Below are 20,177 nucleotides of genomic sequence, written 5' to 3' on the forward strand. Positions count from 1 at the left end.
CAGGCCGCACAAGGGACTCAGCAGGGCACTCACGCCCCCGGAGGCGGCGTCAGCCCGTACCGTGCGATCACATCAGGCAGCCAGTCCGGGCGCCCGAACTGCAGCCCGTACGCGGCACCCAGCGCGAACACCGCATCCGGCGCGGGCGGACCGTCGCCGACCATCTCCGCCAGCTCCCGGAAGAAGTGCTCGAACCCCGCCGGGCTGATCACCTCGATCATCCGGGCCGGCACCTGACCCGCGTTCCACATCGTGTGCAGTTCGCCGCGCGGCTTCGTGATGTACCCGCCCGCCCCCAGGACGACCTCCCGGTCCCCGGACCGGAACCCGATCTCGCCCTCGGTCACGATCGAATACTCGTCCTCGCGCGTGTGCAGATGCGGCGGCACCAGCGCGCCCACCGGGAACGGGTGCTCCACGATCGACACGCTCCCGCCGGTGTCCCGGCCCCACAGTTTGAACGCCACCCCGATGCTGCCCAGATCGGCCACTGCGCCCGCACCCGGCTGGACGACCGTCAGGTCGGGCGGGGCAGGCAGGTCGGCGGGCCGGGGTTCCTGGTCGATGCCGCTCATGGTGCGGCCTCCCTCGGAGATCGGAAAATTGCCGATACACTAGTGTTCTCTCAAATTCGAGTCTGCGCCCCCCGGCAAGAAGGTGTCAACACTTGACTGAACACCCGCGTTCACCCAAAACCGGGAACCCGCGCCCCTACGCCATGACCCGCCGCGCCGAACAAGTCGACGAGACCCGCCAGCAGATCGTCGACGCCGCCGTCCACCTCCACGGCACCCTCGGCCCCGCCGCCACCACCATCGCCGCCATCGCCCAACACGCCGGCGTCACCCGCCTCACCGTCTACCGCCACTTCCCCGACGCCACCGCCCTGTTCACCGCCTGCTCACAAGACTGGCTCTCCCGCCGCACCCTCCCCCGACCCGACCAATGGGCCCGGATAGACGACCCCGTCGAACGCCTCCGCACCGGCCTCGCCGACCTCTACCGCTACTACCGCACCGACCCGCAGATGCTCGCCCTCATCCACCGCGACATCCACGCCGTCCCCGAACCTATCCGCAGCGCCCGCTACGCCGAAGCCCAGCACCAGACCGACATCCTCACCGCCCCCTTCGCCGACCCCGGCGAACCCGAACGCCGCCTCCGCCGCGCCCTCACCGCCCACGCCACCGCATTCCCCACCTGGCAGTCCCTCTGCGAACACCAAGGCCTCACCGACGCCGAAGCCGTCGCCGCAATGACCGCCCTCGTCACCCGCCTCCCGGCCGACGACACCTGACCCCGCACCTTTTTCCGTACGTTTTCCGCGCCTTTTCCGCGCCCGCGCAGCCCTCTGGACCCGACGGCCCCCCGGCCCCAGCTCCGCTACGCCTCCTACACCTGCTCCAGCGGATTCGCCGCAATCCGCTCCGCCGCACCCCCGGCCACCCACGCCGCCGCCGAGCACTCCGGCTTCCGCGCACCCTGGTCCCGCACCAACTCCAGGAACACCGCCCCGAAGCCCTCCCGCGGATACCGCGCCATCAACTCCGCCGTGAACTCCCCGCCGAACCCCGACAACCCCAGCCCCGACACATCCGCACTCGTCCCCACCTGCAGCAGATGGCTCTCCACATCCACCTCCGCAGCCACGTCCTCCCGCATATGCCGCACGATCACCTCGCACGCACGGTCCCGCCGACCCACCGGCCACCCCAGGCCCGCCCCGAACACCCGCGCCACATGCCCACCAGCCTCCTCGAACGGCAACCGGTGACTGTCGAACGCCGCAACCAGCCCGAAATCGTGCAGCAGCGCCGACACGAACAGCAGCTCCCGGTCGAACACCAGACCCCGCGCATCCGCATACGCCGCACCGAAGAAGTACGACCGCACCGAGTGGTTCATCAGCGCCGCATCCGTGTACTCCGCGCACAGCGCCAACGCCGCCTCACCCGCAAACCCCTCCGGCGCCGCCACACCCGCAACCTTGGCCACCGCAAATCCACCCATAACCGACTCCTCACCCCACAGTCCGACAACGGACCGCAACCCTAGTGATCACCCCCAACCACCCGGCACCCCGCACGACGCCGCACCACCCACACCCCACGCCGCCCCTCACACCCCGGACGAATCCACAGCCCGCACCGCCTCACCGCGCGCCGCCACCCCGCATGGTGCGACAGTGGAAGACAAGGGCCGCCGGGCCCGGCGGCCACGCCGGGAAGGGAGCCCACCATGTCCCGCAAGGTCGCCGACTGCACCAAGATGCCCAACGACGTCGGCTGCTCCCTCGTCATCATCGGCGAGGAAGACGAAGTCCTGCGTGCCGCCATGGACCACGCCGCCCGCGTGCACAGCGAACCCGAAACGGACGAAGTCCGCGCCTGGATCGCCGGCGACCTCGAAGACGAGGGCGCCTGGCTCGCCTCACACGCCCCAAGCCCCGCCTGAACGCACCAGCCACACCCCTCCACACCCCGTTGCACCCCGTCGCTCCCCGTCCGGCCCACCCGGCCCGGGGAGCGACCCCGTAGGAGGCGGCAGGTCCGGACCCGGAGAGCGGGCGGGCGGACGGCCAGGCCGACGGCCAGGCGGGCGGCCGGCAAGGCGCTGATTCGGCTGGGCGACAGGCATCCGGCGACCGGCAGGCCTGGGCACAGCACCACCCCGCCCAACGGCACACTGACCCCATGCCCCACCCCTCCGCCGCCCCCGCAATCCGCACCGCCACCCCCGAGGACCTCCCCCAACTCCTCGCCCTCCTCGCCGACGACGACCACCCGCCGGCACCCGCCGACGTCAGCGTCACCGCCACCCACCGCGCCGCCTTCGACGCCATCGACGCCGACCCCCGCAACGAACTCCTCGTGCTCGACCGCGGCGACGGCACCGTCCTCGGCTTCCTCCAGGCCACCTACATCCCCGGCCTCGGCAACGCCGCCCGCGACCGAGCCCTCCTCGAAGCCGTACGCATCCACCCCCACCACCGCGGCGACGGCCTCGGCGGCCACCTCGTCCGGCACGCCATCGACCGAGCGCGCACCCGCGGATGCACCCTCGTCCAACTGACCAGCAACAAGAACCGCGGCGACGCCCACCGCTTCTACGAGAACCTCGGCTTCACCCGCAGCCACGACGGCTTCAAGCTCCGCCTCTGACCCGTACCCGACCCCGCCTCACCACTCGCACCTGCCCCAGCCACGACATCACCCCGCCGCCGCCCCAATGCCGATGTCATGCCGATCCAATGCCGATCCAATGGCGATCCAGTGCCGGTCCACCGCAGACCCACCCCGGCCGAGCCCCGGACCCCGGCATAGGATCGGACCCGCCATGAACACCGCTGCCCGGCACACGCCCCACCCGCGCCCCACCCCCGCGCCCCTCGGCCCCATCCGCACCTTCGTGGCCGTCGGCGACTCCTTCACCGAAGGCATGTCCGACACCACCCACCCGCCCGGCAGCACCCACGGCCAATACCGCGGCTGGGCAGACCGCCTCGCCGACCGGCTCGCCACCGCCAATCCGGACCTGCGCTACGCCAACCTCGCGGTCCGCGGCAAGCTCATCCGGCAGATCGCCGAGGACCAGGTCCCCGCCGCCGCAGCCCTCGGCGCCGACCTCACCACCCTCGCCGGCGGCCTCAACGACGTCCTCCGCCCCCGCTGCGACGTCCCCGCGGTCTGCGCGGTCCTCGAGGAATCCGCCGCCAAACTCGCCGCAGGCGGCGGCCACCTCGTGCTCTTCCGCAGCACCGACCCCACCCGGCGCCTCAAATCCAGCGCCCGCCTGATGCCGCGCATCGAGCAGCTCGTCACCTTCGTCGACGACCTCGGCACCCGCCACAACGCCACCGTCGTCGACCTCTACACTGCACGCGCCTTCGACGACCCCCGCCTCTGGGACGCCGACCGCCTGCACCTCTCACCCGAAGGCCACCGCCGCGTCACCGACGCCGTCTGCGAAGCCCTCGGCCTCCCGTACGACCCCGACTGGCGCACCCCGCTGCCGCCCGCACCCCCGGCCCCCTGGCTCGACCGCCGCAAATCCGACGCGCACTGGGCCCGCATCCACCTCGGCCCCTGGCTCGTCCGACGGGTCCGCGGACGCTCCTCCGGCGACAACCGCGCCCCCAAGCGCCCCACCGCCGAACCCTGGCCCGGCCCCTGAGACCGCTGAGGCCCCTGAGCTCCCGGCCGACCGGTTCCGTCCCGAAGCCGCAGCCCCGGGACGGAACACCCGCTCACACCTGATCGGTACGGATCAACCGCAGGAACGCCTTGATCCCCGCGATGACCTCCTGGTTGTCCGTCAACCGATTCACCGTGTCCTCGAACTTCCGGCCCATCGCGTCCAGTTGAGAGTCCAGGCGGTTGTCCCGCGCAGTCGTCGACACCTCGACCGCCTCGATCAAACGCCGCAGCTCCGCATCCGCCTCACGCTGCTCCTCCTGCTGCAGCCGCAACGCCGCGATCTCGGCCTCCGCCGCATCGAGCCGGCCCCGGACCTCCGCGATGTTCTCGTGCGGGTACTTCACATCGTTGAGCATCCCCAGCAAGTGCCGCCGCAGATACGCGAAGTACGCCTGCGCCGGCCGGAACGCCGTGCTCAGCAGGTAGAAGCCGGAGAAGTAGTAACCGATCTCTTCCCCCGACACCAGCGTGATCACCGCGACCACCCCGGCCGACACCACGTGCGCCGCGATCGCCGCCCACTTCAGCCGCCGCGCCAGCGCAGCCGCCTCCGCCTCGCGCTTCTCCGGCACCTCCACGCCCTGCTCACGAGCCAGATGGATCTCGTGGATCACCGCACGCGCCTGGTAGTACAGGCTCCACGGCACCGTCAGCAGCACGACCTGCCACAGCAAGAACAACGCCCCGGCCCCGAAGGCCAGCAACTGCGCCAACGACAGATCCGTCGTGAAGTACAGGATGGTGCCCACCACAGCCACCACGAACGCCAGGAACGTCATCACCTTGGACACCGAGCGGCCCCCTTATGGCCAGCAGGAAGGGGGCATCCCGTTCTCCCCCGGAAGGGGACGGTCCGCACCCCACAACGGTTCTGCCGAACCCCGGACGACTCCCTTCCGCCCTGATGCTTTGTTTGTGTGCTTTGAGAAGTGTTTTTGGCTAGGGCCGGTTATTGAGAACTGGAAGACAGAAGCAGGGGCTGCCTTGGGCAGGCAAAAGTAGCCTCTGCCTGCGCCTTGATCGTCGAGACGCGGAGAGTGCGCCATGGGAGCACAGACCGCACTGCTTGCGTACGCAACAAGAAGCGTGGCCGACGCCTTGCGGAACCGGCCTCCCGGCCCGGGCAGCAGCGACCGGGCAGAGGCGCTGCTGCAGCAGTTGCACCCTGGCTGGCGGATCGACGCCGATCCCGAGGAGCATGCCACCCTCGTCGAGTCGACGTCTCCGCCGCAGGACCTCGCCTACGCGGCGTGCTTCCCCGGCGTCGACATCGTGTGCTCGGGCACCATGGTGGGCCTCCCCTCGCGGCTGCCACACCGCTATCTGGACGCCGCCGAAGGACGCACTGTCGTGCTCCACGCCATGCACAGCGTGGTCGACGCGCTGACGTTCGCATTGTGGCGCGACGGCGTCCTGGTCCGCTCCCTCAGCCTGTCGCCGAACGACGGCGTCGTGGAGGACGTCGGCGAGCGGCTCCCCTTCGAGGACCCGTTCTGGGCGGGCCGGCATCCTGTCGAACCGCTGCCCGGGTGGCCGGACCAGCGCCCCTACCCGCTGCCGTTCCACCCGCTCCAACTCGGCGGAGAAGCGCTGCGCGCGCTCTTCGGCTTCACCGTCGAGGGGCGCCAGAAGGCCGGCGACGTCGATGCCGCGGACATCCCGGTGCACCGGTTCCGGCTGGTCGATCCCGACGGGCCTACGCCGGAGCAGCGGGAGGCGATGCTCAAGGCGCTCGTCACCGGAATGAAGCCACGCGTTCTCCGTATGGAGGACGGACGCCTCGTCGAAGACGGGCCGCGGTGACGGCACCGGCGGCACCTGTGGAATGTCCGAGGTCCGGGCGGCCTTGACCGCAGCGCCGGTCTTCCCAGGCGAATTCCCCGGCGGATGTCGGATTCCTCCAATACGCGGCACCGACCAAACAGTCATGCTGCACACGAGTCACCCAGCGCCGCCCGCCGCGCTCGGGTCTCTGTGCCCCCGCACGGGGACCCGGGCAGGGCGTCGGGCCGGCTGCGCTCCCCCGGTGGAGGGTCTCCGGTTGCCGTGCGGCCGTCGCGGTCGCAGGCTCGGAACCGAGGCTTGTCCGGTCGTGGTTCGCCGGCGGCCGCCGCTGTCTCGGGGTGCGACCAGGGAGCATGTACATGAGCGACACCGCCATTCCGCTGTCCGAGCTGACCGGCTCGTACACGATCGACCCCGCACATACCCGGATCGGCTTCTCGGCCCGGCACGCGATGATCACCAAGGTGCGCGGGGCTTTCAACGACTTCACCGGAACGGCGTATCTCGACGGCGACGACCCCACCAAGTCGTCCGCGTCCGTGACCATCCAGGCCGTGAGCATCGACACGCGCAATGAGCAACGCGACGGCCACCTGCGGACCAACGACTTCCTGGACGCGCCGAACTTCCCCGAGATCACCTTCTCCTCGACGGGCGTCGAGCGCCTCGGCGACACCACCTACCGGCTCATCGGCGACCTGACCATCAAGGGCGTACCGCGGCCCATCAGCGTGGACTTCGAGTTCGAGGGCGCGGCCCGCGACCCCTACGGCAACGTGCGCGTGGGCTTCGAGGGCTCCGTCGTCATCAGCCGCAAGGAGTACGGCATGACCTGGAACGCCACCCTGGAGACCGGCGGCGTCCTGGTGAGCGACAAGGTCACCTTGGAAATCGAGGTCTCCGCCGTCAAGGACGCGTGACGCCCCGCCTGTTGCATGGTCACGATGAAGACCGCCCCCTTTGCGGTTGGGGGCGGTCTTCGGGTTTTGGGGTGGCTGGAGAGGCTTCTGGCACGGGCCGCTTATCTGTAGGTGCGTAGGTTGGCCTGATGCGATCCGATCAGCAGTCTGCGCCCCGGTCCTGGAGGCGACGCATCACGTCTCCGCTGATGGCGTGGCTTGCCGCGGGGTTCGCGGTGGCGGCGTGCGGCGTAGGTGTGTTCGCGCTGTGGTGGACGGCCGCAGCGTTTGCGGCCGCCGCTGCGGCGCTGGCGGCGTTTGCCGTGGTCCGGGTGACCGTGGACGGGGAGGGTGTGACGATCGTGTACGGCCCGCTCCCCCGTCCGCGTACGCGTATCCCGCTCGCGCGCATCGCCGGTGCCGGGACGCGCGAGGTGCGGGCGTTCCGGGAGTTCGGCGGGTGGGGCTACCGCATCCGACCCGGCGCCTCCGGTGTGGTGATGCGGTCGGGCGAGGCCCTCGAGGTACGTCTGCGGACGGGCAGCCTCTTTGTGGTGACCACTGATGGCGCGGACGAGGCGGCCCGGGTTCTGGAAGGACACCTCGTCCGCGCGTCCGCGACGGACTGATCAGGCCTTGCGCTGCAGGGGCAGTTCCGCGACGAACGGGTGGTCGCGGCCCGTGCGGCCGCGTTTCGCGCCGCTGCCCGGGGAGTCAAGGCCGGTGAAGAACTCGGCGTTGACGGCGGTGAAGTGCTGCCACTCCTCCGGGGTGTCGGTCTCGAAGGTGATGGCCTCGACGGGGCATTCCGGTTCGCAGGCCCCGCAGTCGATGCACTCGTCGGGGTGGATGTACAGCATGCGCTCGCCCTCGTAGATGCACTCGACCGGGCATACCTCCAGGCATGCCTTGTCGGTGACGTCCACGCAGGGCAGAGCTATCACGTACGTCATCGGATCGGCTTCCTCTCCGGCGGGGGTTGCGGCCGTGCACCGACCGCGTGCACCGACTGCCTTTCGCCGGAGGCTGGTTGCCGGGCCGGCGGCGGAGACGACCGTACGGCCTCAAGCTCTCTTGAGGTCAACAGGCGCCGCCTCCGCCGCCCGACGGCTATTGCCGGACGCGCACGATGTCCGGGAGCACGTAACTGCCGGACAGGATCTCGGGGCCGGGCTGGTACATGCGCAGCATCGGGCGGAAGTCCCCCGCGGGGGCGGGCAGCCAGTTCGCGGCTTCGCCTTCGACGGGCTTGGCGTGCTGGATGTGCACGGTGAGCGAGCCGTCGGGGGCGTGGACGAGGCCTTCGGTGCGGTCGCCGATCGAGTAGCGGTTGATGGCGTTGTCGATCAGGTAGTAGTCGGGCGTGTCGTACATGGTCAGCGACCAGAACGCGTCGGCGGGCGGCGGCGTGGTGAAGGTGAGCGTGTAGGTGTGCGCGCCGTTGAGCTGTTCGCCGTCGGCGTCCTGGAAGGTGGTCGCGTAGACGGCTTCGTACGCGTGGTTGCCCCACAGGCCGACCCGTGCGGCGACCGCGCGCTGCAGGTAGGAGGCGGTGCGGTCGGCGGCCTTCCATTCGGGGGCGTCGATCGTGCCGGGGCCGAGGTGGTCGATGTTGTAGTCGAAGGCGTGCAGGGACATGTGCCAGCAGCCGTGCCGGTCGCCGAAGCCCGCCTTGCTCGCCGCCTCGATGCGGGCCTTGCCGGCGTCGAGGCCGGCGCGGAGCGCGGCGGCGAGGGGCTTCGGGGTGTCGCGGTACGGCGAGCCGCCTTCGTGCAGGAGGCCGAGCGGTGCGAAGCGGCGCTGGTAGTCGAGGTCGGCGTCGGAGGGCGGGAAGGCGGCCAGCAGGACGCGGAGTTGCTCCCAGAAGCGCTGGTCGGCGTCGACGCCGAGGTCGGGTGCGGGCAGGCCGGCCAGAGTCCCGGCCGCGGACTCCGCCGTACCGCTGCCGGCCCCCGCGGCCGCGGGACCAGTCGCGGGGGCAGTCGCGGCAGCGAACGGTTCGAGCGTCAGCCGCTTCTGGAGGTCGGCGACGCGCGGCAGGTCGTCGGGGCCGTCGCAGGCGAAGCGTCCGGTGATGGTCGCCATGGTGGCGGGTGCGGCGATGACGGGTGTGGCGTCGGGTACGCTGCCGATCCAGCCGGGCGGAGTGATCAGGAACGTGCCTTCGGAGGTACCCGTGGCCCGGCTTCCGACGTAGGCGAAGTTGTTCGTCCAGGGGTCGATGAACTGCAGGACGTAGTAGGCGCCTTCGGTGTCCGGCACGTGCAGGAGCAGCGGTCCGCCGGACAGGTCGAGCTGGGCGATCGAGTAGATGGTGTCGTTGTTCACCGACACGAATTCGTCCTGTGGGCCGGCCAGTTTGGTGCCGTGCCCGAATGTATTGGGCGCGGTGGCGGGCAAGGACGCGATCCCGCGGGTGACGAGGCGGTCGGCCATCGTGCTGTCGTAGACCAGCGGGTACCCGTAGACGTAGGCTTCGGCGGCCAGTTCGGTGAGCGCGGCGAGATCGGTCGGCTCGTCGTGGTCGGGCATGTGCCGGTCCTTTCGTTGGCGGTGCAGGGGTTCCGCTTCCGGTCGTCGACCCCACATCGACCACTCACCGGAAGCTCGCCGGTCATTCGTCGGTCGCCCGTCGGCCGAGTCGCCGTCGGTCGCCCGTCGGCCTTAAGTCGGCGGTCGGCCATTCGTCGGCCGAGTCGCGGTCAGCCGTCCGGTCGCGGGGTGACCGCGGGCAGCGTCCACGAGCCGTCCAGGACTGCGGGGTCCGGTCCGTAGAGGCGGACCACGATGGAGAACGCGCTGTGCGGTGCGGGCAGCCAGTTGGCGAGTTCGACTTCGTCCTCGGGGCGTTCGTGCTGGACGTAGACGGTCAGCGAGCCGTCCTCCGCGGTCCGGACTCCGGGCGTGCGGTCGCCGATCGCGTAGCGGTTGAAGGCGTTCTCCACCAGGAGGCGTTCCGGCAGCCGGTATGCGGTGGCCGACCAGAAGAAGCGCGCGGGCGGGAGGCCTCCTCCCGGAAAGCGGATGGTGTAGCGGGTGGTCTCCCCGTCGAGGAGGTGCCCGTCCGCGTCGGCCGTCCAGCCGCCGATCCACATCTCCTCGTCCGGCAGTCCGTACAGGCCCTTGTAGGCGGCGACCGCGCGGTCGAGGTAGCGGTCGCCCAGCGCGGCGCGTGTGCCGAACAGGTTGTCCGAGCGGAACGTCCCGGCGGCCGCGTTCTCCAGCCGGGTGCGGGCGTCGGCGATGCCCTGCGCGACGGCTTCGCGCGTCGCGGCGGTGAGCGCCGCCGGGTCGAAGCGCCCTCCCCCGTCGATGCCGAGCGAGGCGAGCCGGCCGCGCAGGTGCGCTTCCTCGGGCAGCACCGGGAAGAACTCCAGGAGTTGGTCGAGCACCGTGAAGCAGTCGAGGCCGCCCGCCGCGGCCTCGTCCCAGGCCGGCCAGGCCGGCCACACCGGGGTCGGGACGGGCGGCGGGGCGGGTTCCCCGGTGTAGGCGTGCAGCGGCATCAGCCGGTACTGCGCCAGCAGCCCGCGCAGGGCGTCGACGTCGTCCTCGCCTGCGAGGTACGTGCGGCCGACGATGCCGAGCAGGTACGTGTCGGCCCGGATGACGCCGGTGATCCCGGGCGGGGGCGTGCCGCGCCATCCCGGTCCGGCGACGAGGTAGTGGCCCGCGCCCTGGCCGGTCGTGCGGCTGCCGATGAATCCGGCATACACGGTGTCGAGTTCGTGGAGCGGCAGCACGTAGTAGCGGTCGGTCGCGGGGACGCCGACGACCCAGGGTTCGGCGCGCAGGTCGAGCCAGGCCCACGAGTACCGGGTGTCGTTGTTCGGTGCGGCGACGTCGGTGTTGGCCGGAGTGGACGGTTCGGCAAGGTGCCGGAAGCGGCCGAATCCGCCGACGTAGCGCGGGTCGTCTGCGTCGACGGCCTGGGCGCGGAGGGTGCGGTAGTTCTCCAGGAGGGGGTAGCCCCAGATCCAGGCCTCGGCGGCGACGGCCCGCGCGATTGCCGGGTCGAGCGGCTGCGTGCCGGTCATGCGGGGGTCCTTCCTGCCGAAGGGTGGCCGGCGTGCCGGGGACGGTGTCGGCGGCGTCCGGTCACTGGCGGCGCGAGCGCGCGAACAGGCCCGTGGAGGTGAGGTCGACGACCAGGCCCAGCGCCACGACGACCCATCCGATGCCCGTGACGCCGGATGCGGGCTGGTAGGCGAGGACGTACATCAGCGTGGTGAACGGGAAGACGATCAGACCGAGCAGCGGGACGACGAAAGTGTCGAACGCGCGGTCGACCAGGTTGGTGAAGATCCAGACCAGGAACAGTGCGAGGCGCGGCGAGACGGCCGCCACCAGCGCCAAGATGCAGCCGCAGCCCACGGCATCCTCCGAGTTCGGGTCACTCCTGCCAGTAAATGCCACTAAATGTCGGATTCATGGTGCTCGCAACCGCGGCGTCCGCCGCTCGCCTCATGCGGCGGCGTTCGCCCGCGACACACCGAAGAAGCCCCTCGGATGGCGGCTTTCGGGTGGCGCGGGCATGATCGGCATGGCGATATGCCCTTTTTCTTGTATTTGTCGTCGATCGGAAGGATCTGCCTTGACGACGCTGACCGTGTGGAAGTTCAACACTCCCGAAGGCGCCGGACTCGCCGAGGAGAAGCTGCTCAGCCTGCAGAAGCAGGACCTGATCACCGTCGTGGACGCCGCCGTGGTCTCGTGGCCCGCGGACAAGAAGAAGCCCAAGACCAAGGAGCTGAACAACCTCACCGGCATGGGTGCGCTGAGCGGCACGTTCTGGGGCATGCTCTTCGGCCTGATCTTCTTCATCCCGCTGATCGGCGCGGCGATCGGTGCGGCGACCGGCGCGCTCGCGGGCAGCCTCGGCGATGTCGGCATCGACGACGAGTTCATCGACGAGGTCCGCCGCGAGGTCACCCCGGGCACCTCGGCGCTGTTCCTGATGAGCACCAACGCGGTGATCGACCGGGTGCACGACGCGTTCGACGCCACCGATGCGCAGCTCATCCGCACCAACCTGTCCAAGGACGAAGAGGCGAAGCTGCGCGAGGTCTTCGCGGACTGACGCGAACCCGCACGGCCCCGGGTGCGACCACCCGCGGAACGTGCGGAACGAGCGGAACGAGCAGTCACTCCGGCTGCGGTGCGGCGGGCGGACCGCCCGCACCGCAGCCGCTTCGGTCTTCCCGACCGTTCGCCCAGGCGGGTGAACGCGCCGACGGCCCAGGGATGGTGCAACACAGGTGGCGGACCAGGTGGCGAAGCAGTCGGCAGACGCCGAGGCCCCTTCGGCATGGGCCAAGCGCCTCGCGCGCTGGCGCGGCGTCTGGGAGCAGAGTGTGCCGCGCCGGTGCGTGACCCGGGCCCTGGAGATCCAGATCACCGACCGCATGATGGCGCTGGCCGCACAGGCGTTCCTGGCGCTGATGCCGCTCGTCATCGTGCTGGCCGCGGCGGCTCCGCAGGGGGTCAGCGACGGCCTGGTCGACGCCATGCGCACCCGTGCCGGGCTCGGCGACAGCGATACCACCGAGAACGTCGAAAGCATCGCCTCGTCGGCCGCCGAGGCCGGCGTCACCGCGTTCGGCAGCCTCCTTGTGCTGCTCAGCGCGACCAGCTTCAGCCGGGCGCTGCAGCGGGTGTACGAGCGGACCTGGCGGGTCGCTCCGGGCGGATTGCGCAGCGCCTGGCGGCCGCTGGCCTGGATCGTGGGGATGATCGCGTACTTCGTGCTGCTCGGCTTCACGTTCAAGATCACGCACTCCGGCGGCCCGCTGACGGTCATCCGCGTGGGGATCGCGGTCTGCGGCTCGATCGCCTTGTGGTGGTGGACGCCGTTCGTGCTGCTGTCCGGGCGGGTGCGCTGGAGGGCGCTGGTGCCGACCGCGCTGTGCACGGCGCTCGGGACGATGGGGCTGGGCGTGGTGTCCGCGAGGTACGTGCCGCATCTGCTGTCCACCAACGAGAGCCGGTACGGCACCATCGGCGTGGCGTTCGCGATCGAGTCGTGGCTGGTCGTGCTGTTCGCGGTGGTGCTGGCCGCGACGGTGCTGGGCGCGGTGCTGGTCGACACGAGGGGCCGGCTGGGGGTATGGGCGCGAGGGGCGGTCGAGCACGACGGCTGGCAGCGCACGCCGAAGTCCGGGAAGTTCGCGGCGTGGACCGAGGACGCGCACGGGGACGGCACCGACAAGACCTCCGACGAAGCCCGCGACGGGACCCCGGGCCAAGCCCCTGGCGAGGCCTCGGGAAAGGCCCCGGAGACGCCCGCTGACGGCGAGGAAGACCCCGGGGTGGCGCAGCGATGACCACTCACCCGAACGGCCCTGCGGCGCCCGGAACTCCCGAGCCGGACGACGGCGGCACCGGCAGTACCCGCGGCACCGGCGACACCGGCGACACCGGCGCCGCCCCGGCCGTACGGCAGCCCGCCCCTGGGGACTCTCCCGCCCCCGGTATATCCGCCGCCGCCCTGCTCCCCCGCGGCGCCCGCAGTGCCGCCGCTTGGAGCGGGACGATCCTGCTGGTGGCGGCCGTCGCCGTCGGCCTGGTCGCACTGGCGGTGTTCCTCCGGGCCGTGACCGCTCCGCTCGCCGTCGCGATCCTGGGTGCTTCGCTCCTGTATCCGCTCTACCAGCGCCTGGTCCGCAAGGGCGTATCGCGCGCGTGGTCGGCCGGGGCGACGTGCATTGCGCTCGTCGTGCTGGTGTTCGGCGCGGGCTGGCTGCTGGTCAAGATGATCACCGACAACGCCGCAAAAATCGGTGCGTCGCTGACCATGGCCGCGCACAAGCTCCGCGACGAGTTCGGCAGCGCCGGCGACCCGGCGGCCCAGGCGGCCGACGGGGTGCACGAGTTGGGCGGCAAGCTCGCCGCCGCGCTGGCCGGCGGGGTGCTGAGCGGCGTCGGCATCGCCGTCCAACTGCTGACCAGCGCGGTACTGGTGCTCGCACTGACGTTCTTCCTGCTGCGCGACGGGCACCGGATCCCGAGCTTCGTCCAGGCGCTGTCGCCCGCCCGGCATGCGGACCTCGGTGAGCGCATCGTGCGGCGGTCGTTTCTGGCGGTCGCCGGCTTCATGCGCGGGACCACGTTCATCGCGCTGATCGATGCGACGTTCATCGCGATCGGGCTCTGGATCCTGGACGTACCGGGTGCTCCGGGCCTGGCCGCACTGGTGTTCGTCGGCGCGTACATCCCCTACGTGGGTGCGTTCCTGTCCGGCACGGTCGCGGTGCTGGTGGCGTTCGCGGACCGCGGGTTCGCCATCGCGCTGTGGACGCTGGGCGTGGTGCTCGCGGTCCAGATGATCGAGGGCGCGTTCCTGCAGCCGGGCATCCAGAGCCGCACGGTCGCCCTGCACCCGGCGGTCGTGATGATCGCGGCGTTCGGCGGCGGGGCGGTCGCCGGAGTCATCGGCGCGCTGCTGGCGGTGCCCACGGTGGCGGTCGCGGTGTCGGTCATCGCGGTGCTGCGCGACACCTGGCCGGGAACGGGCGGACCGGAGGGCGACGGGCGGCAACCCGACGAGCCGCAGCCCGAGTCGGAGCCGCAGCCCGAGTCGGCGTGACCGCGGCGGCCGCGCCGGCCGCGACCAAGGTGGCGCGTCTGCATCTGCCGCGCGACCATGCAGCCACAACCACCCGTCCGGTCGGTCGTTGTCCGGCCATGAAGACGATGAAGATCAGCAAGTCCACGAAGTGGGCCTTCGCGGCCGGCGTCATCGCTGTCGCGGCGCCCATGCCCGCTACCGCGGTGGCCACCGGCCCGGCCGTCCACTGCGCGAGCGGGGGCTATGAAGAGACCGGCGGCCGATTGAGCGGCTACAACTGCACGGTCGACGGGCGGCGTGTCGAGTTCCCCGGCACCTTTGCGTACACGGACGTCGAGTTCGCCCTCGGCAGCATGACGAGGCCGAACCAGTGGTTCGGCGCGGCCAAGCACGTCCGCCTGCACTGCGCGAACGTGGAGGGCCGCTCGGTCGTCGCCCACGGCACCGGGTGCACCTTCGTCGACCTGGGGATGTCCGGCTGATGCCGCCCGCGGTGGTCCCCGGGGTCTCCGGAGACCACCGCCGCGCCGCTGCGTCCTACGCGGAAGCCACCTCCGCGGCCTCCTCGGCCGAGGCGAGCCGCCGCAGCGCCAGTTCGGCGTAGATGGCCGTCCCGTCCGCGAGCACGGCATCGTCGAACGCGGCCTCGGGGGCGTGGTTGGCCGGGGCCTTGGCGAGCTCGCGGTCGGCGGGGCAGGCGCCGAGCATGACGAGTGCACCGGGGACGTCGTCCAGGACCAGGGAGAAGTCCTCGGCGCCCGCGCCCGGCTTGGGCGAGATCCGGAAGCGCTCCTCGCCGAGGACTTCGCGGATCGTGGTGCCGACGTGGCCGACCGCGTCCTCGTCGTTGACGGTGACCGGGTAGCTCATGCGGCCAAAGTCCACGTCCGCCTCGAGGCCGTGCGCGCCGGCGACGCCGCGCACGATGGCGACGACGTCGTCCTTGATCCGGCCGTGGGCCTCGCGCGAGAAGCTGCGCAGGGTGGCGCTGAAGACAGCTTCGCCGGGGATGACGTTGTCGACCGCACCGGCGTGGAAGCTGCCGACGGTGACGACGACCGGGTCGAAGATGTCGTACTTGCGGGTGACCATCGCCTGGAGCGCGGTGACCATTTCGCACGCCGCCGGGATCGGGTCGCGGGCCAGGTGCGGCATGGAGCCGTGGCCGCCCTGGCCGCGGACCGTGACGGTGACCGAGTCGGCGGCGGCCAGCGCGGTGCCGGCGCGCGCGGAGAACAGGCCTTGCGGGAGCATCGCGGAGGCGACGTGCAGGGCGTACGCGGCGACCGCGCGCTCGCCGCTCGCGTCCAGGACGCCTTCGTCGATCATGAGGCCCGCGCCGCCGGGGCCTTCCTCGCCGGGCTGGAACATGAAGACGACGTTGCCCGCGAGGGTGTCGCGGCGGGCGGCGAGCAGGTGGGCGGCGCCCGCGAGCATGGTGGTGTGCATGTCGTGGCCGCAGGCGTGCATGCGGCCCGCTTCGGTGCTGGCGTAGGGGACGCCGGAGCGTTCGGTGACCGGCAGGGCGTCCATGTCGCCGCGCAGCAGGACCGTGGGCCCGGGGCGGGCGCCGCGCAGCACCGCGGTGACCGAGCTGAGCGCGCGGCCGGTGGTGATCTCCAGCGGCAGCGGGGCGAGTTCGGCGAGGACGCGGTCCTGCGTGAAGGGCAGGTCGAGGCCGATCTCGGGGCGGGCGTGCAGGTCGTGCCGCATGCGCACCAAGTCGTCGTGCAGTGCGCGGGCGTCCTCGAGGACGGTCATCGCAGGGCTCCTCTCGTGGTTCTCCCCCCGGCCGGCGCCCGGGTACCCCGGTCAGCGTCGCGCCCGAGGCATGTGATGGCATGTCAGACGCCGGATCCCATCTGCGGAGGTGCTCGTGGCGCAGGATTCCGCCGGTACGGGCGGCCCGGATGATCCGGTTCCGCCGGATGTACCGCAGGTGCTGGACGAGCTCGATCTCGCGCTGATCAATGCGCTGCAGGTCGCGCCGAGGGTGGCGTGGGCCGAGCTCGGGCCGGTGCTGGGAGTGGACCCGGTGACGCTGGCGCGGCGGTGGCGGCGGCTGGTGGCGTCCGGGAGTGCGTGGATGACGTGTTATCCGGGGCCGGGGCGGGGCTCGTTCGATCCGGGTGCGCTGGCGCTGGTGGAGGTCGACATCGAGCACGGCCGCCGGTACGAGGTGGCCGAGCGGTTGTCGGCCGATGCGCACGCGATCACGATCGAGCACCTCACGGGGGCGCGGGATCTGCTGATCACGGTCGGGGCGCCGGATCCGGCGTCGCTGACCCGGTACGTGCAGCGCAGGCTGGCCGCGGAGCCGGGCATCACGGCGACGCGCACGCATCTGGTCACCCGGCTCTACCAGGAGGGCAGTGCGTGGCGGCTGCGGTCGCTGGACGCCCGGCAGCGGCGCAGTCTGGCCCCGGCCGCGGACGAGTTGCCGCGTCCGCGGCCGGTGACCGAGTTGGAGCGCCGGCTGATGCTGGCGCTGGGTGCGGACGCCCGGCTGCCGGTCGCCGATCTGGCCCGGGTGCTCGGGGTCAGTGCGGCGACCGCGGCGCGGCGGCTGGCGTGGCTGATGGCGTCCGGGCATGCGCGGTTCCGCTGCGAGGTGGCGCATTCGCTGTCCGGACGGCCGGTGTGCACGACCATGTGGCTGAGTGTGCCGCCGGCCGAACTGGACGACACCGCGCTGGCGTTGGCCGCGCACGCGGATGTGCGGATGTGCGCGGCGGTGACCGGGACGGCGAACCTGTGCGTGGTGTCGTGGCTGCGGTCGATCGCCGATGTCCCGGCGTGGGAGGCGGAGTTGCTGCGGCGATTCCCGAGGGTCGCGGTGAACGATCGGGCCGTGATGCTGGAGGCCGCCAAGTTGATCGGCCGGCTGCTGACGCCGGACGGCCGGAGCCGGGGCTACGTGCCGCTGGACGTCTGGGGCGATCCGCTGAGCGGCAGCGGGATACCTCGGCTGCCTTGGCCGCCGCAGTAGCCGAGACCGCCCGGGCGGCCCGGGCGGCCAGAGCGGCCGGAGCGGCCAAGGTGCAGCCTCGGCTACCCCGCCACGTCCGGCACAAGTTCGGGCGTACGCGGCGCGAAGGGCGGCAGTACGGCCGGTGCGGGCCGTCCTGCGGTGCGCATCGCGCAGACGGCAGCTGCGACTTCCTCCTCGACCAGGTCGAAGTTGACCGCGGCGGCCGCGGACACGCCCATCGCGGCCGCGGTGATGACCTGGGCGCGCCGGTCGACGACGTTGCCGGCCGCCCAGACGCCGTCGACGCTGGTCCGCCCGGTGGGGTCGACGGCGGTCAGGCCGTCCGGGCCGACGGTGCAGCCCAGGCCGGTGAGGACCGCGTCGCGCGCGACCATGTCGGACTGCACGAAGACGGCTTCGCGGGCGACGGTGGTCCCGTCGTCCATCTCGACCGCGTGCAGGCGGCCGCCGTCGGCGGCGAGGCGCTTGACACGCCCCGGAACGATGCGGATGCCGCGCGCGGTGAGGCGTTCGCGTTCGTCCGGGGTGGGTTCCTGGTCGTGCACGAAGTAGACGACGTCGTCGGACCATTGCCGGATGAGCAGGGCGTGGTGCACAGCTCCGGCGGCGAGGCCGAGCACGCCGAGCGGCCGGTCGCGGACCTCGAAGCCGTGGCAGTACGGGCAGTGCAGGACGTCCTGGCCCCAGCGTTCGCGGAGGCCGGGCAGGTCGGGGAGTTCGTCGCGCAGGCCGGTGGCGACGATGACGCGGCGGGTGCGCAGGGTGGCGCCGCCGGCCAGGTGGACGGTGAAGTGCGGGATGTCGCCGGGGTTGCGGGCGGGGGCGACGTGGTCGACGTCGCCGGTGACGAATTCGGCGCCGTAGCGGGCGGCCTCGGCCCGGCCGACGGCGACGAGGTCGGCGGGTGACATCCCGTCGCGGGTCAGGTAGCCGTGCATGTGCGCGGCGGGGGCGTTGCGCGGTTGTCCGCCGTCCACGACGGCGACGCGGCGGCCGGCGCGGCCGAGGGTCAGCGCTGCGGAGAGTCCGGCGGCTCCCCCGCCGATGACCACGACGTCGTGGCGGTCCCGGATGTCCGCGGACGGGGTGTCCAGGGAGTCCGCGGTGTCCTTCGATGGCGCGCCGGGGGTCGGCAGGGCGCGCGGTGCAGGGCTTGTCGAATCGCTCATGGCGATCACCTCCGCCGCCCACTCTGCGAGCTCTATTCGATAATGACAATCATTGTTGCTGGTTTGGCAACAACACCGCGGCGCGGGGTCAGCCCATGCTCTCCAGCGTCCGCCCCTTGGTCTCGGTGACGAACTTCCGGACGAAGAAGAACGAGAGCATCGCGAAGCCCGCGTAGATGCAGTAGGTGGCGGAGAGGTTCCACTCCGACATGTTCGGGAACGTCTCGGTGACCGCCCAGTTGGCGATCCAGTTGAAGGACGTCGCGACCGAGACGGCCAGGGCGCGGATTTTCAGCGGGAACATCTCGCCGACCATGACCCACAGGATCACGCCCCACGAGACGGCGAAGAAGAACACGAACGTGTGGGCGGCGATGAGGGCCACGGTGCCCTCGGTGTCGGGGATGACGATGTCGTCGCCGCCCCCGCTCTTGTACGAGAACGCCCAGGCGGCCAGCGCGAGCGAGACGGTCATGCCGGCCGAGCCGATCATGGCGAGCGGCTTGCGGCCGATCTTGTCGATGAAGAACATCGCGACGACGGTGCCGACGATGTTGACGATCGACGTGGAGAGGCTGATGAGAAGCGAGTTCGACTCGTCGATGCCGACCGACTGCCACAGGATCGAGGAGTAGTAGAAGATCACGTTGATGCCGACCAGCTGCTGGAAGACGGCGAGGCCGATGCCGGCCCACACGATCGGCAGCAGTCCGAAGCGGCCGCGCAGGTCGGCGAAGCGCGGCTTGTGGAACCCGGCGATGGCCTTCTGGATCTGCGCGATGCGGCTGGGCGGGTCGACGCCGACGCCCTCGACGCGGCGCAGCACTGCGGCGGCTTCGTCCAGGCGTCCGGTGGCGATGAGGTGGCGCGGCGATTCGGGGATCGTCAGGGTCAGCACGAAGTAGATGACGGCCGGGATCACCGCGGCGAGGAGCATCCACTGCCAGGCGTCCAGCGGTCCGAGCGGGTTCTGGCTCTTGCCGTCGGCGCCTTGCGCGATGCCCCAGTTGACGAGCTGCGAGGCGGTGATGCCGAGCACGATGGCCATCTGCTGGAACGACGCGAGGCGGCCGCGGTGGGCGGGCGGGGCGATCTCGGCGATGTAGGTGGGGCCGATGACCGAGGCGAGGCCGATGGCGATGCCGCCGAGGACGCGCCAGGCGGCGAGGACCCATACCTCCGGCGGGAGGGCGGAGCCGGTCGCGCTGACCGCGAAGAGGACGGCGGCGAGGTGCATGACGCGGAGGCGTCCGAAGCGGTCGGCGAGGCGGCCGGCGATCGCCGCGCCGAACGCGGAGCCGAGGAGCGCGACGGCGACGACCGTGCCGGTCTCGCCGCTGCCCACGTCGAAGTGGTCCTGGATGCCGGTGACCGCGCCGTTGATGACGGCGCTGTCGTACCCGAAGAGGAAACCGCCGAGCGCCGCGGCACCGGCGATCAGAGTCACCCGGCGCAGACTGGCTTTGTCCTCCGGAGCGGGGCCCGCGGCCTTGGGGGGTGTTGTCGCGACCATGGGCACACTCCGATTACTCGGCTCGAAGTTACCAATCTGCACCATATCTACCGATA

The 20,177-nt window shown here is 71.4% G+C and carries 22 protein-coding genes; 12 read left to right on the forward strand and 10 right to left on the reverse strand.

All coding sequences use genetic code 11. From position 1 onward, the window contains the following. Nucleotides 1–29: 29 nt before the first annotated feature. Nucleotides 30–575, reverse strand: coding sequence for a cupin domain-containing protein (locus LZ495_RS26910; protein WP_235055477.1), 546 nt, complete (start codon nucleotides 573–575; stop codon nucleotides 30–32). A gap of 92 nt (nucleotides 576–667) precedes the next feature. On the opposite strand from LZ495_RS26910, the gene LZ495_RS26915 reads away from it, so the two are divergent. Further along, on the forward strand, nucleotides 668–1,297 hold the full coding sequence (locus LZ495_RS26915; RefSeq protein WP_235055478.1) for a TetR/AcrR family transcriptional regulator: 630 nt from the start codon (nucleotides 668–670) through the stop codon (nucleotides 1,295–1,297). A 95-nt stretch (nucleotides 1,298–1,392) separates the two neighbouring features. Here LZ495_RS26915 and LZ495_RS26920 read toward each other — a convergent pair whose 3' ends face one another. After that, nucleotides 1,393–2,010 (reverse strand): HD domain-containing protein, encoded by a 618-nt coding sequence (locus tag LZ495_RS26920; RefSeq protein WP_235055479.1) that lies wholly within the window; start codon nucleotides 2,008–2,010, stop codon nucleotides 1,393–1,395. 228 nt (nucleotides 2,011–2,238) lie between these two features. Between LZ495_RS26920 and LZ495_RS26925 the strand changes: the two genes are divergently transcribed. The 3 genes from LZ495_RS26925 to LZ495_RS26935 all read left to right on the forward strand — a co-directional run bounded on the left by LZ495_RS26925 (nucleotide 2,239) and on the right by LZ495_RS26935 (nucleotide 4,173). Beyond that, nucleotides 2,239–2,454 (forward strand): DUF1059 domain-containing protein, encoded by a 216-nt coding sequence (locus LZ495_RS26925; protein ID WP_235055480.1) that lies wholly within the window; start codon nucleotides 2,239–2,241, stop codon nucleotides 2,452–2,454. A gap of 239 nt (nucleotides 2,455–2,693) precedes the next feature. Further along, on the forward strand, nucleotides 2,694–3,161 hold the full coding sequence (locus LZ495_RS26930) for a GNAT family N-acetyltransferase (protein ID WP_235055481.1): 468 nt from the start codon (nucleotides 2,694–2,696) through the stop codon (nucleotides 3,159–3,161). A 175-nt stretch (nucleotides 3,162–3,336) separates the two neighbouring features. After that, the gene (locus LZ495_RS26935; RefSeq protein WP_268823387.1) at nucleotides 3,337–4,173 is read left to right on the forward strand and encodes an SGNH/GDSL hydrolase family protein; all 837 of its coding nucleotides are present in this window, start codon (nucleotides 3,337–3,339) and stop codon (nucleotides 4,171–4,173) included. 73 nt (nucleotides 4,174–4,246) lie between these two features. Here LZ495_RS26935 and LZ495_RS26940 read toward each other — a convergent pair whose 3' ends face one another. Further along, entirely contained in the window at nucleotides 4,247–4,987 is a 741-nt protein-coding gene (locus tag LZ495_RS26940) for a hypothetical protein (protein ID WP_235055482.1), read from the reverse strand. A gap of 253 nt (nucleotides 4,988–5,240) precedes the next feature. On the opposite strand from LZ495_RS26940, the gene LZ495_RS26945 reads away from it, so the two are divergent. From LZ495_RS26945 to LZ495_RS26955, 3 genes are all read left to right on the forward strand, one after another. Beyond that, a complete protein-coding gene (locus tag LZ495_RS26945; protein ID WP_235055483.1) occupies nucleotides 5,241–5,999 on the forward strand; it encodes a DUF6928 family protein in 759 nt (252 codons plus the stop codon). Between the two features lie 341 nt (nucleotides 6,000–6,340). After that, nucleotides 6,341–6,901 carry a YceI family protein gene (locus LZ495_RS26950; RefSeq protein WP_235055484.1) on the forward strand — a complete coding sequence of 187 codons (561 nt, stop codon included), beginning with the start codon at nucleotides 6,341–6,343 and terminating at the stop codon, nucleotides 6,899–6,901. A 188-nt stretch (nucleotides 6,902–7,089) separates the two neighbouring features. Next, on the forward strand, nucleotides 7,090–7,509 hold the full coding sequence (locus tag LZ495_RS26955) for a hypothetical protein (RefSeq protein ID WP_235055485.1): 420 nt from the start codon (nucleotides 7,090–7,092) through the stop codon (nucleotides 7,507–7,509). Here the strand turns inward: LZ495_RS26955 and fdxA are convergent, their stop codons facing one another. The 4 genes from fdxA to LZ495_RS26975 all read right to left on the reverse strand — a co-directional run bounded on the left by fdxA (nucleotide 7,510) and on the right by LZ495_RS26975 (nucleotide 11,227). Further along, a complete protein-coding gene (gene fdxA / locus LZ495_RS26960) occupies nucleotides 7,510–7,833 on the reverse strand; it encodes a ferredoxin (protein WP_235055486.1) in 324 nt (107 codons plus the stop codon). It lies immediately after the preceding gene. Nucleotides 7,834–7,990: 157 nt separating this feature from the next. Then, nucleotides 7,991–9,412 (reverse strand): DUF1254 domain-containing protein, encoded by a 1,422-nt coding sequence (locus tag LZ495_RS26965; protein WP_235055487.1) that lies wholly within the window; start codon nucleotides 9,410–9,412, stop codon nucleotides 7,991–7,993. 170 nt (nucleotides 9,413–9,582) lie between these two features. Beyond that, entirely contained in the window at nucleotides 9,583–10,917 is a 1,335-nt protein-coding gene (locus tag LZ495_RS26970) for a DUF1254 domain-containing protein (protein WP_235055488.1), read from the reverse strand. A gap of 61 nt (nucleotides 10,918–10,978) precedes the next feature. Next, entirely contained in the window at nucleotides 10,979–11,227 is a 249-nt protein-coding gene (locus tag LZ495_RS26975) for a hypothetical protein (protein WP_235055489.1), read from the reverse strand. A 247-nt stretch (nucleotides 11,228–11,474) separates the two neighbouring features. Between LZ495_RS26975 and LZ495_RS26980 the strand changes: the two genes are divergently transcribed. From LZ495_RS26980 to LZ495_RS26995, 4 genes are all read left to right on the forward strand, one after another. After that, entirely contained in the window at nucleotides 11,475–11,960 is a 486-nt protein-coding gene (locus tag LZ495_RS26980; RefSeq protein WP_235055490.1) for a DUF1269 domain-containing protein, read from the forward strand. Between the two features lie 178 nt (nucleotides 11,961–12,138). Next, the gene (locus LZ495_RS26985) at nucleotides 12,139–13,203 is read left to right on the forward strand and encodes a YhjD/YihY/BrkB family envelope integrity protein (protein WP_235055491.1); all 1,065 of its coding nucleotides are present in this window, start codon (nucleotides 12,139–12,141) and stop codon (nucleotides 13,201–13,203) included. Beyond that, nucleotides 13,200–14,465: an AI-2E family transporter gene (locus LZ495_RS26990; RefSeq protein WP_235055492.1), complete on the forward strand. Its 1,266-nt coding sequence runs from the start codon at nucleotides 13,200–13,202 to the stop codon at nucleotides 14,463–14,465. The genes LZ495_RS26985 and LZ495_RS26990 overlap by 4 nt, the downstream gene beginning before the upstream one ends. A gap of 98 nt (nucleotides 14,466–14,563) precedes the next feature. Then, nucleotides 14,564–14,929: a hypothetical protein gene (locus LZ495_RS26995; RefSeq protein ID WP_235055493.1), complete on the forward strand. Its 366-nt coding sequence runs from the start codon at nucleotides 14,564–14,566 to the stop codon at nucleotides 14,927–14,929. 55 nt (nucleotides 14,930–14,984) lie between these two features. Here LZ495_RS26995 and LZ495_RS27000 read toward each other — a convergent pair whose 3' ends face one another. Continuing rightward, entirely contained in the window at nucleotides 14,985–16,208 is a 1,224-nt protein-coding gene (locus LZ495_RS27000) for a M20 metallopeptidase family protein (protein ID WP_235055494.1), read from the reverse strand. A 115-nt stretch (nucleotides 16,209–16,323) separates the two neighbouring features. Between LZ495_RS27000 and LZ495_RS27005 the strand changes: the two genes are divergently transcribed. After that, nucleotides 16,324–17,436: an Lrp/AsnC family transcriptional regulator gene (locus LZ495_RS27005; protein WP_235055495.1), complete on the forward strand. Its 1,113-nt coding sequence runs from the start codon at nucleotides 16,324–16,326 to the stop codon at nucleotides 17,434–17,436. A 62-nt stretch (nucleotides 17,437–17,498) separates the two neighbouring features. Here LZ495_RS27005 and LZ495_RS27010 read toward each other — a convergent pair whose 3' ends face one another. Together LZ495_RS27010 and LZ495_RS27015 are read right to left on the reverse strand one after the other, a co-directional pair. Then, nucleotides 17,499–18,608, reverse strand: coding sequence for an NAD(P)/FAD-dependent oxidoreductase (locus LZ495_RS27010; protein ID WP_235055496.1), 1,110 nt, complete (start codon nucleotides 18,606–18,608; stop codon nucleotides 17,499–17,501). Nucleotides 18,609–18,696: 88 nt separating this feature from the next. Further along, nucleotides 18,697–20,121, reverse strand: a complete 1,425-nt coding sequence (locus LZ495_RS27015; protein ID WP_268823405.1) for a sugar porter family MFS transporter — start codon at nucleotides 20,119–20,121, stop codon at nucleotides 18,697–18,699. Nucleotides 20,122–20,177 lie beyond the last annotated feature (56 nt).

Origin of the sequence: Yinghuangia soli (assembly GCF_021502675.1) — a bacterium.
Taxonomy (GTDB): domain Bacteria; phylum Actinomycetota; class Actinomycetes; order Streptomycetales; family Streptomycetaceae; genus Yinghuangia; species Yinghuangia soli.